This window comes from Candidatus Methylacidiphilum fumarolicum, from assembly GCF_949774925.1.
Taxonomy (GTDB): Bacteria; Verrucomicrobiota; Verrucomicrobiia; order Methylacidiphilales; family Methylacidiphilaceae; genus Methylacidiphilum; species Methylacidiphilum fumarolicum.
This window is the reverse complement of sequence record NZ_OX458932.1, coordinates 2045449-2060215: the sequence shown is the minus strand read 5'-3', so window position 1 is coordinate 2060215 and position 14767 is coordinate 2045449. Positions and strand designations below refer to the sequence as shown.

At 44.2% G+C, this 14767-nt stretch carries 18 protein-coding genes; 11 read left to right on the top strand and 7 right to left on the bottom strand.

Going from position 1 to position 14767, the window contains the following annotated elements:
* Positions 1-113 precede the first annotated feature (113 nt).
* The 5 genes from QOL44_RS09385 to QOL44_RS09365 all read left to right on the top strand — a co-directional run bounded on the left by QOL44_RS09385 (position 114) and on the right by QOL44_RS09365 (position 3754).
* Positions 114-1568 carry a sigma-54-dependent transcriptional regulator gene (locus QOL44_RS09385; protein WP_009059175.1) on the top strand — a complete coding sequence of 485 codons (1455 nt, stop codon included), beginning with the start codon at positions 114-116 and terminating at the stop codon, positions 1566-1568.
* 580 nt (positions 1569-2148) lie between these two features.
* The gene (locus tag QOL44_RS09380; RefSeq protein WP_134391396.1) at positions 2149-2724 is read left to right on the top strand and encodes a hypothetical protein; all 576 of its coding nucleotides are present in this window, start codon (positions 2149-2151) and stop codon (positions 2722-2724) included.
* Between the two features lie 37 nt (positions 2725-2761).
* Positions 2762-3007: a hypothetical protein gene (locus tag QOL44_RS09375; protein ID WP_009059171.1), complete on the top strand. Its 246-nt coding sequence runs from the start codon at positions 2762-2764 to the stop codon at positions 3005-3007.
* 213 nt (positions 3008-3220) lie between these two features.
* A complete protein-coding gene (locus QOL44_RS09370) occupies positions 3221-3346 on the top strand; it encodes a hypothetical protein (protein WP_283401178.1) in 126 nt (41 codons plus the stop codon).
* A gap of 186 nt (positions 3347-3532) precedes the next feature.
* Complete coding sequence (locus QOL44_RS09365; protein WP_134372927.1) at positions 3533-3754, top strand: hypothetical protein; 222 nt, start codon at positions 3533-3535, stop codon at positions 3752-3754.
* A gap of 140 nt (positions 3755-3894) precedes the next feature.
* On the opposite strand, the gene QOL44_RS09360 is transcribed toward QOL44_RS09365, so the two are convergent.
* The 3 genes from QOL44_RS09360 to QOL44_RS09350 all read right to left on the bottom strand — a co-directional run bounded on the left by QOL44_RS09360 (position 3895) and on the right by QOL44_RS09350 (position 5919).
* Positions 3895-4266 (bottom strand): Fur family transcriptional regulator, encoded by a 372-nt coding sequence (locus tag QOL44_RS09360; RefSeq protein WP_009059169.1) that lies wholly within the window; start codon positions 4264-4266, stop codon positions 3895-3897.
* Positions 4267-4348: 82 nt separating this feature from the next.
* Positions 4349-4897: a ribonuclease H-like domain-containing protein gene (locus QOL44_RS09355; protein ID WP_009059167.1), complete on the bottom strand. Its 549-nt coding sequence runs from the start codon at positions 4895-4897 to the stop codon at positions 4349-4351.
* A 266-nt stretch (positions 4898-5163) separates the two neighbouring features.
* Positions 5164-5919 (bottom strand): hypothetical protein, encoded by a 756-nt coding sequence (locus QOL44_RS09350; RefSeq protein ID WP_009059163.1) that lies wholly within the window; start codon positions 5917-5919, stop codon positions 5164-5166.
* Positions 5920-7110: 1191 nt separating this feature from the next.
* Between QOL44_RS09350 and rpsB the strand changes: the two genes are divergently transcribed.
* Entirely contained in the window at positions 7111-7863 is a 753-nt protein-coding gene (rpsB, locus tag QOL44_RS09345; RefSeq protein WP_045086494.1) for a 30S ribosomal protein S2, read from the top strand.
* A 111-nt stretch (positions 7864-7974) separates the two neighbouring features.
* Entirely contained in the window at positions 7975-8577 is a 603-nt protein-coding gene (gene tsf / locus QOL44_RS09340; RefSeq protein ID WP_045086826.1) for a translation elongation factor Ts, read from the top strand.
* Between the two features lie 106 nt (positions 8578-8683).
* Here the strand turns inward: tsf and QOL44_RS11360 are convergent, their stop codons facing one another.
* The 3 genes from QOL44_RS11360 to QOL44_RS11355 are packed head-to-tail and all read right to left on the bottom strand — an operon-like array spanning position 8684 to position 9558.
* Positions 8684-9007 carry a transposase gene (locus tag QOL44_RS11360; protein WP_228343212.1) on the bottom strand — a complete coding sequence of 108 codons (324 nt, stop codon included), beginning with the start codon at positions 9005-9007 and terminating at the stop codon, positions 8684-8686.
* Positions 8916-9254, bottom strand: a complete 339-nt coding sequence (locus tag QOL44_RS09330) for a hypothetical protein (protein ID WP_228343213.1) — start codon at positions 9252-9254, stop codon at positions 8916-8918. Before QOL44_RS09330 ends, QOL44_RS11360 begins: the two co-directional genes overlap by 92 nt.
* Complete coding sequence (locus QOL44_RS11355; protein ID WP_045086497.1) at positions 9181-9558, bottom strand: hypothetical protein; 378 nt, start codon at positions 9556-9558, stop codon at positions 9181-9183. Before QOL44_RS11355 ends, QOL44_RS09330 begins: the two co-directional genes overlap by 74 nt.
* 106 nt (positions 9559-9664) lie before the next feature.
* Here QOL44_RS11355 and QOL44_RS09325 point away from each other — a divergent pair, with 106 nt between their 5' ends.
* From QOL44_RS09325 to QOL44_RS09310, 4 genes are all read left to right on the top strand, one after another.
* Positions 9665-9850, top strand: a complete 186-nt coding sequence (locus QOL44_RS09325) for a hypothetical protein (RefSeq protein WP_219804410.1) — start codon at positions 9665-9667, stop codon at positions 9848-9850.
* An 845-nt stretch (positions 9851-10695) separates the two neighbouring features.
* A complete protein-coding gene (gene accC / locus QOL44_RS09320) occupies positions 10696-12057 on the top strand; it encodes an acetyl-CoA carboxylase biotin carboxylase subunit (protein ID WP_009059499.1) in 1362 nt (453 codons plus the stop codon).
* An 11-nt stretch (positions 12058-12068) separates the two neighbouring features.
* Positions 12069-12737: a thiamine phosphate synthase gene (gene thiE / locus QOL44_RS09315; protein WP_009059497.1), complete on the top strand. Its 669-nt coding sequence runs from the start codon at positions 12069-12071 to the stop codon at positions 12735-12737.
* 41 nt (positions 12738-12778) lie between these two features.
* Complete coding sequence (locus tag QOL44_RS09310; protein ID WP_009059495.1) at positions 12779-13738, top strand: NADPH:quinone reductase; 960 nt, start codon at positions 12779-12781, stop codon at positions 13736-13738.
* A gap of 132 nt (positions 13739-13870) precedes the next feature.
* Here the strand turns inward: QOL44_RS09310 and QOL44_RS09305 are convergent, their stop codons facing one another.
* Positions 13871-14767: a hypothetical protein gene (locus QOL44_RS09305; RefSeq protein WP_009059494.1), complete on the bottom strand. Its 897-nt coding sequence runs from the start codon at positions 14765-14767 to the stop codon at positions 13871-13873.

Below are 14767 nucleotides of genomic sequence, written 5' to 3'. Positions count from 1 at the left end.
ATATGATTTTAAAAGCCTTATGGTAAAAATCAACCGCTCTTTCTTTCTAAATTGTCATTGGGTTGTAAATTACTTTAAAAGTACCTTACAATAAAAGAAATGTAGTTAGCATTATGATGAAAGAAAAAGTCACTAATTTACGTTCCACCCCAGCAGAAGATTCCTTTGGCCAGTCGATACTCATTGTAGATGACGAAGAAGATGTGTTTTATTCTTTTCAAAGGTTTCTTGAGGAGTTTCCTCTAAAGGCATATAACGCCAAATCGGGTGAAGAAGCATTGAAGTTTCTAAGATCGAATACGGTCGATATTGTCCTTATGGATATAAGAATGGGCGGAAAGAATGGGTTGGAAACATTAAAAGAAATAAGAAAGCTTTCTCCCCAACAAATCGTTATCATAATGACTGCGTATGGTACCTGTCAGACTGCCATTGAAGCCATGAAGTTAGGAGCTTATGATTACATTCTAAAACCTTTTAACATTCTGGAGCTCAAATCGATCCTGATTAAGGCGATGGAAGCTTCTAAACTGACTAAAGAGGCTTCTAAAGAAAGTCCCCATTCTTCTGTCGACAGACATGGCCTTCAAATCATTGGCAACAGCCCGGCCATGCAGAAAGTTTACAAATTGATTGGGCAGGTAGCTCCAACGAATGCAACCGTTTTGATAGTAGGAGAAAGTGGCTCAGGTAAAGAACTTGTAGCAAGAGCCATTTATCAGTATAGCCTTAGATCTAATAGACCATTTATTGCTATAAACTGTGCTGCGATCCCAGAGAATCTTCTTGAAAGCGAGCTTTTTGGTCATGAAAGAGGCTCCTTTACAGGTGCCATGGCACAACGGATTGGAAAGTTTGAACAAGGGGATGGAGGCACTGTATTTTTGGATGAAATAGGGGAGATGCCTATTACTACTCAGGCAAAAATTCTAAGAGTGCTTCAGGAAGGGGAATTTTGTAGATTGGGCAGTAACGAGCCGATCAAAACAGATGTGCGAATTATTGCAGCCACTAATAAAGATCTGGCTGCCGCTGTGGCTAAAAGGGAGTTTCGAGCTGATCTCTATTATCGACTCAATGTTGTTAAGCTGACACTTCCTCCGCTAAGAGAAAGAGTGGAGGACATTCCAGCTCTTGTGGATCATTTTTTAGCAAAACACCGTCGGTATCTTCCCAATGCGGCTTCGCGGGTTTCACAGGATGCTATAAAACACCTCATGGCTTATCATTGGCCTGGGAATATTAGAGAATTAGAAAATGTCATTCAAAGAGCGATGGTTCTGGCAACCAGCGCTACGATTCAGAGTTGCCATCTACCAGAAGAAATTCGGTTCTATCAAAAGAAAAAAGATTCAAAAAAGACAAGCTCGGCCGAGAGTTTTAGCAAAGAGTTGAATACTCTTATAGAAGAAATTGTGGCTGCAGAGCGTAAAGAAAATCGCGTCGAAAATCTGAAAACGCTATTCCATTGGATTTATAATCACGTTCTTGAGGAATGTGGAGGAGATGAATCAAAGGCAAAAGAAATTTTAGGAGTTCATCCTTCAAGCGTTGATGCCCTAAAGTAATAACACTTTTCAACCCTTTAAAATGGTGGTGCTACTTTAGCTAGGGCTTGGATGTTCTAGAGAGTAAAGAATAGTTATTGATATTGTGATGCTAATCTAGTTATAAATAGCATGGCAAATCTATATTCGTCGAGGAAGTTTGACGTGCTGATTGGGCGGAGCGCCAACAGGCTGTAGCGAAAGACGGCGGGAAGAGGTATTAGCCGCCAAACGGACTTGGGCAAATCAGCGGTATTATCCCCATAAGGTTTATCTGCGGGTGATCAGCCACAAGGCGATGAGAGCGCCGCACATGCGCTTACCAACAGTCTCCATCGCTGGGCAAAAGGGGGAGGATCTGAAGACTCAGCGGCAAGATCTGGCAAGGTTTTGTCTGGCCCAAGTCAAACCGATGGACGAACGGCTGGGGATTAAAAGCAGCAGATCAAACTACAAGAGAAAGAATTTCCTCACGTCTGATGGAGATGGAGGAGGGGAGATCTCTGGTGGTCATGGTCGCCCACAAAGACCGGCTGGTCCGGTTTGGTTTTGAATGGCCCCTAGAAGTTTTGCTCCTCTCTTAGGACCCAAAATTCCCGTCATGAACGGGCAAGTCCCTTTCTCTGGAGAAAGAGATGCACAAGGAGCTCCTTTCGATCCTTCCCTGCTTTCCCAAGCCCTCTTTTCAGTTTGCGCCAATACAAAAAGAAAAGACCAGAGGCCATGGGGAAACCTGGTGAAGCCGGACAAGACGAGGCAGCGAATGATCCCGAACGAAGAGCCTGCCGCTAAACCGCAAGAAGCTCGAGCTTCTTGCGGAACTCTTGCCTTGGCTACGCAACAGAGAGTGAGTGTTTTTTCGTTTCTTTCTCCGGCATGGACCGCTTCGCGGAAAGCCTCTCGCGAATGTGGGGAGTGGGATCGGATCGCAACGGAAGGGTATGCTAATCCGAACGGGTTGCAGAACTGGATGTGGAAGCGGGTGCGCAAGGATGCCTGCGAGACGGTCGAGAAGCGGCTCTTCGCCTCTTCGACGGCGATCGGTCCTAAGATCCGCCGCATGGAAGGATGGACGGAAGCCGAGAACTTAATCAAGCCGCTCGGCGAGCTTTGGTGCCTGCATGTACCGGACCTTCGAGGAGAATGGATGGCGATATATCTCCCTCATGTGTTTTGAGCTCGGCAAGAGGATCCTGATGCCTCTGGCTGGCTAGATGGAGATTCGGGGCGACATCCTCATCGTTCGGAACAAGAGGCGGGCGGAGATTCATTATTCAGTGGAAGTGAAGATTCTGATGCGGCGGGAAGGCGAAGCCGGAGGCATCGATGCCGATTCCTTCGAGGTCTTCACCGACGATCATGGGAAGCAGTATGGGAAAGGCTTCGGCAAGCTGCTCGTCCGGTTGTCTTGCGTCCACAAGGAAAAGAGGGAGAAGCGAGGTAGGCTTCATTCGATCTGAGGGAATGCCAAAGTCCCGTGCAACGCCGGACGGATCAGAAAAAACGACCTAGGCAGCGAAAGGCGCCTAAAGCGGCTGCGCAAGGCGCAGGCGGAAATCGAACGGCAGCTGAACATGAAGCCTACGCTAGTTTCTTGCATTGCGAAAGCCTTTGGAGACTACATCGGAGATCCTCAACATTCAGGGATGCACTCTGCGTAGGGAGCTTCCCAGATGTATCATCAAGCTGCAGACCTGGATGCTTCGGGAGCGAATCGAATGCTGGCGCATGGGGGAGGTTACCCTAGAGAAAAGATCAGCCTGGCCTATAGCTCTCTGGTTTTGTCCGAAGTGTGGTGATGTCCATCCAAAGAATCACACTTGGGACAATTTTGTATGCCAGTATTACTAGTATGCGAGTTATGCAGACCGGGTTGGCGCATGCAATTTCAAGGAAAGGATTGAAGATCCGGAGATGTGCCTGTGGACGCTGTGGAACCGGCTGCATGCGATTCTTTCGAAAAGGGATTCCCGAAGAAACAGGTAATGATCCGATTGGAGTCTCAACAGGGGAGGACTGTTCCAGGGCAGCAGGCTTCAGGCAGCGATAAACCGCAGCGGATGGACTCAACGCGGGTGCTATTGCTATTGCGACATGTGGGTGCTCCGTCGGCTCGTCAATACCACGCCGCTTCTCCGGAGAACGAAACGGTCATGGCAAATCCTTGGTATCGAGTTCCAAAATCAAGGCAAAAAGAACGAACTTAGGTCAGGCGTAAGCAAGTCCCGAGCATGTTCTTGGGAACAGTTTCTAATGGGGAACTATCCACGAAAAACGCTGGGGAATGGGAATGTCTTAAAGTGGAATAAGGCCGCACTTTCGCTTTTTTCTTAGACAGCTCTTCCTCTTATTTTGCACAAGAAGGACAACGGCCATAGAGAATAATTTCATGTTCCTGAACAAGAAATCCTTTGGGAACAAGTTCTTCGATCTTGTCAGTGCATTTCCCAAATTCGAAAATTTGGTGGCAGTTTCGACAATAGAAATGATGATGGTGAGCCCTTCCAGAAATTTCATATCGTGGAGACTCTCCTGGAATTTCAACGGTTACGACTTTTTTGTTTTCTTTTAGGATTCGTAGTAATCGATAAACCGTTGCTATACCAAGGGAGGGGACAAGTAAAGAAGCTCTAGTTTGAATTTCAGCAGGGGACAATGGACTTTCGGCGCTACTCAATACACTGACAATGGCTTCCTTTTGCTTAGTTTTCCGTGCCATAAGCTTTAATCACTATGAATAAAGAGGATAGGATAGTCAAGAATAGAGATAGGAAAAGCAATTAATAAGTGTGGAGGTTAATTTAATCAATCTTCCAATTCACTGGTATTGGTTCCTTAATACCATTTTCATTAAAATAATACACTTTGCCGTTTTTTACTCCATACTCATGGAGAAGTTTTGTAATCTTCACGTCGTAGCAGCAATATTCTGCAATATCCAATAATTTTCCTTCTTTCCACCATCTTAAAGCCTGTAGACCATGAGCTGTTTTCCCTATTCCTAGAGTTGCTCGGGCTAACTGCTCGAGCTTGATGCGTCTAGAAATTCTTTTTTCGATATCGAAGAGCAGATCGATACAGGGAAGAGTGGATAAACTGAAAACAGAATATGAATCAAGAACTGGTATATCAAATCCCAAGATATTGAAACCGACAATACAATCCGATTCTCTCAGCATGGCTAGCAGCTGATCTATTTCTTCTTCTCTAAAAATGAAATATTTGTTATGCAGGCTGCTATAGATGACAGCAATGGAAATCCGCATTAAATGTTTTTTCTGCCAACCTCCAACCTCAGAAGCACTATTCTGCGTTTCAACGTCTAAGTAAACGATATGCTTAGTAGCCACTCTGAAAATATATTCCCTAACATGAACTTCTTGCCAGGATCAACTCAGAAATTGTGAAGAAATGGAAGCTAAAATAGCTTCAGCTGAGCTTTGTCTAGCTTATGACCTTAAGCAATGTCCCTCTCCTTTCCCTAAGAGGCATAAAATCCTTTCTGTTTGGAATGGACTTCTCAGTCCTAAGGCCTGTAAAGGCCTAGAGCCCTTTCATAAGTCAACAAACGACTTGCACGTCTGCTTTTGGGTTTCCTAGATCAAACTTTTCCTGATTATTGAAAAGAAGCAGGTCTCCATTGGGAAGAGGCTTCTTTTTCTCTAGCTTTTATTGCGGAATAGATGATAGCTTGTTCCCCATATTTTATCCATGGTCCAGGAGGCACAAGACAATCATCAACAATTCTCCAATCCGTTAAATTCATACCGCTTAATCCTAAATAATCTCTAACGGCGGGTGATACATCCAATCCAGCTTGATTATGATCATGCGGTCTATCTGGACCAAAGACATAGGAAGCAAAATCACTTCTTAGGGGACCCACATCTTCCCACTGGGCATAGGCAACTTTTCCACTTTTTGATCTGATTTCTACCCAACGGCCCTTACACTGAGAGACGAAGCGGTTCTCAGGGGAAGGAATTTTGTACCATGGCACCCATTTTCTAGCTAAGTCTGGATAGGCAACATCGTTGAAAGGAAGAGCCACATAAAAGGGGTTTAAAGTAGCTGCGAAATGACGCGGCAGAAAGCCTACACGTTTAATAGGATCATCAAGTCCGCCATAATTTTTTCTCCAGTGAACATCCCATGCGCTGGTAGAACAAGCAGCTCCGCTGATTGGAGTTCTTCCTTCTCCAATCCAAAAAACAGTCGTCACGATATTCCGATGCCAAGGATAGGCATGGTCACGATTTTCAGTTTTTAGATAGTCTTTATACGAATATCCGAAAAGAGAATGGGTTAAGAATAATAGGAAAGTTGAAAGTAGCAATTTGCAGGGTATCGATTCTCTCCCAAAAGCCAGCACTCTCACCTCCTTTCGAATATTTAATTTCGTGCTTTTTTTTCTAGAAATTTTGGAGCAGCGAGTCAATAACTTTTTTTTTCTCTATAGATAAAAAAGTTTTTAATTGCGAAAATGATAGGTGCTTTTGCTTCATGAGCTTGTCGAAATATCTTTTTTTTGCGAGCTAGGTATTTATTAGGGTTTGAACAGTTTCCATAGCAATTGCACCTTCTTGCGCAGCACTGTGTATGTTTTGAACCTGTCTCGCAAGATAGTCAGCTTTCAAGAGATCGCCCAAGTTCCTGGGGGTTCTGCTCAAATGCTGCGGCGATGGGGACGCGAGGGCAAGCTTTTGCCTCATGCCTGCACGCAAGGGGACGCTTACCCTACGATCATCCGCGGTTGCGCCCAGAGCTATTTCGTGCCGAAGCCGAAGCCAACGGGCGTGCCTTGCCTATGTCCGTGTTTCCAGCTCTGATTAGAAGGACGAGCTGGAAGGGCAGAAATAGGTGCTTGAGCTATTCTGTGCCTGCCAGGGCTGGACGTTTGAGGCGTCGCGGAGGTAGGGTCCGGCATGTAATCTCACACGAGGAGCCTTAAGCGGCTGCTCGATGCTGGCATCGGAGGCAAGATTAAGTGGCTGGTCATCCTCCACAAGAACTGGCTGTTGTGCTTTGGTACGGAACTGGTATTCGCCACCTACGGGCAAAAAAAACGTGGAAGTGGTCCTTCTCAACCAAGACAAAGAGACGACCTTCGAGGAAGCAGGAAATTAGCTTTGTTTCGGCTGACGAACAGAAATAAAGAGATCTGACGGAATGGATAGTCTCTTGCCAAGGTTAATTCAAAGATCGATTCGGAGCTTCACGGTTGCTAGGCCAAGCTCCTGGGCGTAGCTCTTCTATTCCAGCGTGAGTCTCATGGCAAATAAGTGAGATCGTAAGGCAGGAGGAAATTTTATTGATAAAACTCAAAGCTTTGGCAAATTCCTTGACATCTGTTTTGACTACCAGTACCGTATCAATTGCCAGAGGAATAAGAGGAGTAGGGATAAGGAAACAATCCCTGTCGACTACGGGTAATAAAATCCTCTAGGATATCTGAATAAAAGCCCGTGTAGCCTCTTTTTTTAGTTCTATCATTAGCGACAAAATTAATTGTTGCTAATGAAGAAGGTTAAAAGTAAAATAAAAAATTTAATCATAACGATAAATAAAAATGGTAGAATTAGAAGATCTTATAAAGTCTGGAACATATTTTGGTCATAGGAAAGACCGTTGGAATCCCAAAATGGCTCCCTTTTTACTCGGACTGAAAGGGGGAATTCATTTGATAAACCCCAATAAAACAATGGAATGTTTAAAGAGAGCCGCCGATTTTTTGAAAAAAACATCAATTGAAGGGGGGAAGGTTCTGTTTGTTGGATGTAAACGCCAAGCCCAAGGTCTTATTGAGGAGATAGCTAAGAAAAGCGGGTCTTTTTATGTGAATTATCGATGGCTTGGAGGAACATTGACAAATATGGTAACTATCCGCAAATCAATTGCGCGTATGAAGTGGATAGATCAACTTGAAGCCAGCGGCACGATGGAAAGGCTCCCTAAAAAAGAAGTAGCCAAATTGAGAAGAGAGAACGCTAAGCTTCATCGAAGCTTGGATGGAATCAAAGATATGGAAAGGCTTCCTGCGGCAATCGTTATTGTCGATGTTGTAAAGGAAGAGATTGCGGTATCCGAGGCAAGAAAATTGGATATACCTATAGTTGCTATTGTTGATACCAATGGAAATCCTGAAAATATCGATTATCCAATTCCTGCCAATGATGATTCTATCCGTTCTATTCGAACTATTTTGGAAGAAATTGGTAATGCCATAATAGAAGGGAAAAAGGAAGGGGGGTTTTCACTTCCTGTAGAAAATGCCGGCAATATAACTTCTGAGGCAGCGATTTTGTCGACTAATTAAGTTCCAAATGATTTAATAATAAGAACAACAATATTAAATAAAGCTTTCTCCAATTCTTGTTGTTTGATTTCAATTTTTGGGGTTGTTAATGGAAGGAGATATATGAGCAATGTGATTTCTGCCCATTTAGTCAAAGAGCTTCGCGAAAAAACTGGAGCCGGCATTATGGAGTGTAAAAAGGCTTTAGAAGCTTCGGGAGGGAGCATAGAAGAGGCTGAAAAATGGCTTCGTCAGCAAGGGATGGCCAAAGCAAAGAAGAAATCTGAAAGACAGACCCCTGAGGGGGTAATTGCTTCCTATATTCATGCTGGCGATAAAATAGGAGTCTTAGTAGAAGTAAACTGTGAAACTGATTTTGTTGCTCGCACTCCAGCTTTCAAAGAATTTGTTAAAGAGATTGCTATTCAAATTGCGGCGGCCAATCCCAAGTTCATCTCCAAGAACGATGTCCCCAAAGCGATCCTAGATTCTGAAAAAAACAAGATTATTAGCACCTTGAAACTTGAGAATGACGAAAATATGGATCGGATTATTCAAGAGAAGCTGGAAAAGTTTTTTATTGATAACTGTCTGCTGGAGCAACCGTTCGTTAAGGATCCCAGCATCACTATTAATGATTTACTTTATCAGCGCATTGCTCAGATTGGCGAAAACATTGTCATCCGCCGTTTTGTTCGATTCCAGGTAGGTGAAGAATTAGAAGACCTTTCTTAGTAAAAGAAAAAATCTTAAAGGGAGCAACCCCGGTTCTGATTATGAACTTCTTCATCCAAGCCTGACGACTCAGGAACAAGAGTTTTCCACTTCACAATAGGCAGTTTCACCAGAGTTTCTTCGGCTCCCGGACTTCTTGGCTTCTAGCCGAGGTTCCATCAGTCCAGAGCTGCACCACTTCACGTATGGATCGGTTCTCGACTATTCCTTTCCAAATCCAACAACCTTCGGCCCCGGAAGGGCGAAGCGCTGCTCCTTCTTCCATTTCATCAAGGCACAATGGAGGAGCCTCAAGCGTCGAGTTCACGTCTCGTTGGCAGGATGCCCCGCAGACGCACTCATGCCACCGGTCGCCCAAGGTCTTTTTCACAATACTGCTGCACCTGTGGCATAACTGGATTGGTTTCAACTTTCTCTCCCGTGCTTCCAGCTGTCCGATACCAGCTTCTTCCGCTTTGTATCCGACCATTGCCCCGAAAGCTTCGAACGATACGTCCAACCTCTCTCGATTCTATCCGGCTTTTTGCTGAACCAGTTTCTTTGGCTTTTTTAGGCTGCCTCTGGTTGAAGCCCCCATCCTTTTCGGCTTCAGCTCTCCCGTGATCAACAGTCTGCTGTGTCCCTCCCATCGCGGCGCTCTGCTTGTGCAGGGAATCCTTCCTGACATTCGCCATCATGGCGTCCTTTCGTGTGATCAGCCCGTACTCCTTGCGCAGCCTCTTGGATACTTGAAATCCCTTCCGTTTCCCGTGCCTTTCTATCGCCGCCTCCATCTTGCAGAAGACCGTTCTCCCTTGCCTTCTTAAGCTTCTTGTACGTCATGCACAAATGCCGCGGATTGGTGCCCTCGGAAACGACTGGCTCGCTTTTCCCCGGCTCCAACCTAGCACTGGTTAGGAACCGCTCCGTGCTCAGCTCAAAAGCCTTAGCGCCCGCTCCATGTTTTCGGCAACGGCCGGCAGTGCATCGTGACCAGTGCATGACATTTGCCTCCGGAAAGGAAGATCTCGCCTCAACTGAGTTCCCTGGGAGTAGGGGCCTTGTCCCGGATCGGGCTCTGCTCACTGCTGGAGAGACGAAGCTTCCGGTGAGCGCTTCGATCTCTAGCGAGCAGCTGCCGGTCGCCTTCGTGCTGCTGGAAGCCGAAGCCGCTGAATCGTCCTGCTTGCTGGAAGCGGGGAAATCCGAGCTTTTCGCCTTGTCGCAAGCGGCGGAAGAACGACTAGAAGGCGAGATCCAGTCTCTTGAGCGTATCTGGGTAGAGGTGCATTGATTGAGGAAAGAACCCCCAGCGAGTCCGAAAAGCTCCTCCTGGACGGTCTTGTAAGGATAGAACCGGTAGGGAACCTGGCGCTCAACAGGACCTAGAACAAGAAGACCAGCTGGTGGGGCAATCCTCATGTGACAACGCTGGACAGTGGCCATTTAGTGCAATGATAGGTCCAGTGCGTTGACATGCTTCCCTACTATTAAGTGCCTGTAACAAAGTACCGATGCAAGCCGCTCACTCGACCAATGCTTGTCCGAGTGCGTGCTATTTCGGAAATACACTGGGAGGGATAGGGCGGACAGTGGTTTGAGTTAAGCGGAGAATTGGATCCCCTTCAGTTGCTGCTTGCTTTGCCACCAAATCTTGAACTCAGTCGCTTCGAGAAGTGTCTCAAGACAACTTCTTCCCGGCTTCTTTGCGGAGAGTTTACCACAATGGTCGCTCATTCCTGCTGGGGTAACAGGTGCCGAGGAAACCCATGAACCGTCCTCAAACAGGACATTGTGGGGCAAGAAACAGGGGAATAGGACGGCCTTCATCATTAGTCAAGCCAAAGGCTCTGTCTGGAAAACTTGACCGATGGAGAGGATAGCCTCAAGAATAACCTAGCTTAGAGAAACGTAGCATACATCCATAAAATGAGACTAATTTTAATAGCTTCTATCAGATTTGAGTGTCTTAAAGTATTTTAGTTTTATTATGATTGGAAACAACTTGCTAAAAATATAAAAAAAATTCTTTTGAATCTTGATCTTGTTTTTTTCTTTTATTAGCATTGGTTTTTGCTCGAAATAAATATTTCAGGTAAAATTAATCTGTTCCTTTTCCTATAGAGATAGGATCCAACAATGTTCAACAAGATCTTAATTGCCAACCGCGGTGAAATAGCATTGAGAATCATCCGAGCTTGTCGTGATCTGGGTATAAAAACACTAGCTGTCTATTCAGAAGCTGATGAGAAATCCTTGCATGTTCAACAGGCAGATGAAGCGATATGTATTGGCAGTGGGCCTTCAACGGAAAGTTATTTGAGGATGGATAGGATTATCAGTGCAGCAGAAATAGGGGATGTCGATGCGATTCATCCAGGATACGGTTTCTTAGCTGAAAACCCTCATTTTGCTGAAATTTGTGCCAACTGTAATATCAAATTCATTGGCCCAAAGGCAACAACGCTGAAGAAGATGGGGAATAAGGCCATGGCTCGGTTTCATGCAAGAAAAGTGGGCGTGCCTGTGGCACCGGGTAGTGATGGCATTGTGGAGTCAGAAAAGGAAGCTTTGAAAATTAGCCATCAGATTGGCTATCCGGTTATTATTAAAGCAGTTGCAGGAGGAGGGGGAAGAGGCATGCGGATAGCTCATAACGATGTAAGTTTAGTTCAGGGGTTTGTCGCTGCGAAGCTTGAGGCGGAGAAATCTTTTGGAGATGGGAGCTTATACATTGAAAAGTTGATTGAAGACCCACGACATGTAGAATTTCAAATCTTAGCTGATACTAAAGGAAAAATTGTTCATGTTGGAGAACGGGATTGTTCCATTCAGCGAAGAAATCAAAAGCTTGTCGAAGAATCTCCATCCCCTATTATGGATCCAGCCTTAAGAAAAAGAATGGGCAAGACAAGCATCCGACTTGCTGAATCAGTCGATTATGAAGGAGTAGGAACAGTAGAATATCTAGTAGATAAAGCCGGTAATTTTTATTTCATTGAAATGAATTGCAGGATACAGGTGGAACATCCAGTGACCGAAGAAGTCTATGGTGTCGATCTAGTCAAAGAACAGATCCTTGTAGCTGCAGGTTATTCTATAAGCAAAGAATGGGAAGAACTCGAACCTAAAAAACATGCTATAGAGTTTCGGGTTAATTCAGAGGATGGCCTGCAAGACTTTCGGCCAAGTGCAGGCAAAATAGATTTCCTACATCTTCCTGGTGGACCTGGCATCCGTGTCGATTCTCATCTTTATCAAGGAATTGAAATTTCTCCCTATTATGACTCTATGCTTGCCAAAATTATAGCTATTGGCAATTCCAGGGATGAAGCAATCGCTCGGATGAACAGAGCATTAAATGAAACAATTATTGAAGGGGTTAAAACCACCATTCCAATAGGCAAGTCTGTTTTTCAAAATACAGATTTCAAAAGGGGCGATTATACGACCAATCTTATAAACAAAATTCTGGCTGCAAAAAAATCTCTGGATGAGTAATGAAGGATTGAATGAAACTGGACAATTTAAAAAAAAAATTTCTTTTAAGTCAGGCGCGATTTTATGGGATTTTGGATCTGGGATATGTTCCTGCTGAAAAGCTAAAAGCTTATAGTGAACAACTTGCTGAAGGGAGGGTGGATATTTTACAGCTTCGAGCAAAAAATCTAGAAAAAAGGAAAATCGCAGAACTTGCCCGAGAAATACAATCGAGCTTAGTGGAGAAAGAGATTCTTTTTATAATCAACGATTATCCGGATATAGCTTTGGAAATAGGGGCCGATGGAGTGCATTTGGGTCAAGAGGATATGCCAATTGAACAGGCAAGGAAATACTTGAGTGAGGAGTTCTTAATCGGGAAATCGACTCATACTCTCTCTCAAGCTCTAGCTGCTGCCCAAGAGCCAGTAGATTATATAGCCTTTGGACCTATTTTTAAAACACCAACCAAGCCTGATTATCTTCCTGTTGGGATCGAATCGATAGCTACGATCAAAGAGAGGATTAAAAAACCGGTCTTTTTCATCGGAGGGATAAATAAAGAAAATATTTCTTTGGTTTTGTCTGCTGGAGCTGATCGAATAGTCATGGTTTCTGCTCTTTTAGGCGCTAAGGATATTCCAGAATTTTGTCGGCAAATGAGAAATCTTTTGTCTTTAAAAGGTCTTCTAGCCAATTAGAAATAGTGGGTTTGACCATTTTATGTTACAGTGGATAAATCATGAAAGCCATCCTTGTCTCACATTTTGGGGGCCCTGAAGTTCTTGAATTGAAAGAAACTCTCATTCCTCAGCTACGGCCGGCCTCGGTCCTGATAGCAGTTAAAGCAGCTGGAGTCAATCCTGTAGATACCTATTTAAGGGCTGGTAGTTTTGGTTACCAATCAAATCTTCCTTTTATACCAGGTATCGATGGAGCCGGTATTATTGAAGAAGTCGGCGAAGGAGTGTCAAAGTTTCATAAAGGTCAAACCGTTTTCTTTCAAGGAGTCTTAGGCAGTTATGCACAATACATTGTTTGTCCTGAAGATCGCGTCTTTGAACTTCCTCAAGGTTTTTCTTTTTCACAAGGGGCTGCCATTGGAAGTCCTTATGCGACTGCCTATCATGCATTGTTCCAATGCGCTGGTGCAGAAGCTGGGCAAACAGTTCTTGTTCATGGGGCTAGTGGTGGGGTTGGAATAGCGGCTGTACAATGGGCCAAAAGTCGTGGGCTTCGAGTCTTGGCTACAGCAGGAACAGCAAAAGGCAAAGAACTAGTTCTCGATGTGGGGGCTGAGAAGGTCTTTAATCATGGAGAAGAAGGGTATGTTAACAAAATTTTAGAATATACCCAAAATCAAGGAATCGATATCATTCTAGAGATGCTTGCGAATAAAAACCTTGAGAACGATTTTTCTCTTTTAGCGAACTATGGTAAAATTCTTGTTATTGGAAGCCGTGGAAAAATTGAAATCGATCCACGAAATATCTTAAGAAAAGAGGTTTCTGTCATTGGTGTAAATCTTTTTCTTGCAAGCTCTTCTCAAAGAAAAGCCATATTTGCTGCTATACAAGCAGGCTTGAAAAATAAGAGCTTATGGCCAATCATTCGTGCTGAAATTCCATTAGAGCAGGCAGCATTGGCTCATAAAATGATTATGGAAGGGGGAGCGACTGGCAAAATTGTTCTCATCATTTAACCAGTCTTTTTTCTCTTGGCTATTTAGCACCTTTTTCCAGTGTATATTAGCCTTTGTCAATTCTGTATTATTATTAATGAATAAAAAAAAAGGGCTTCCTATTGGAAGCCCTATAATTATCACTCCTAAATTTTACCAAAACACGTATTTAGCACCAAGCACTCCAATATAGTTCAGCATGTTCCCAAAGTGCATGGACTCATTACCCAATGAAGTCCCGTAATTAAGAACCGGATTGTTCATGTAGAGGAACTTAAATTCCACGAACAAACTGAGTTCTCTTGTAAAATAATATTCCGCACCAGCTATTGGAGTAAAGACAAACCCACCGTCAGTAGTGCTAGCACCATTAACAATCCCGTGACCCGCAACACTCTGACTAATATTACTAGCAGACAGGTAGTAACCACCAACACCCATACCGATATATGGAACCAGTTTCCAAGGTGTCACCAACTTTAACAATCCATTGATTGTCATGATCCCCATATTTAATTGCATGCCCGTATTGGTACTAGCTGCAGCTATTGTCATTGGTCCTGTAGCAAATCCAGTAAATCCAGAACCAGACTGAGAGTTGCCAATATAAAACCCATCAAATTCTGCAGCGGGCATTAAATACCACCCTTTACCAGCCAGGTTATCTCCCAGTTCCCAGCCCTTCCACTGATATCCAACTTTTACACCGCCAACCCATTGCCAATTACCCCCCAAATTCCCTCTTCCTAACAATCCTGAGCTGAAATTGGAGTTATAATTGTTCGTATCCATGTAACCAGCTCCCCCATAAAGACCAGCATAAAGCCCTTCTTTGGGTCTGAAGGCTTCTTCTTTGGAAATTTCTTTCTGTTCCTTCATCTCCTTGCTGGCTTCCTTCATTTCTTTATCCCCACCTGCACTTGATAAGTCCGTCGATGTGGAAGCCGCACTATCTCCCTCTTCAATTCCCGCCCTTAAAGGTTGTGTCACTGCAAGTGCTAACAAACCAATTGCAGGTACCAAATAACGGAGTGTTTTCCTCCTCTTCAT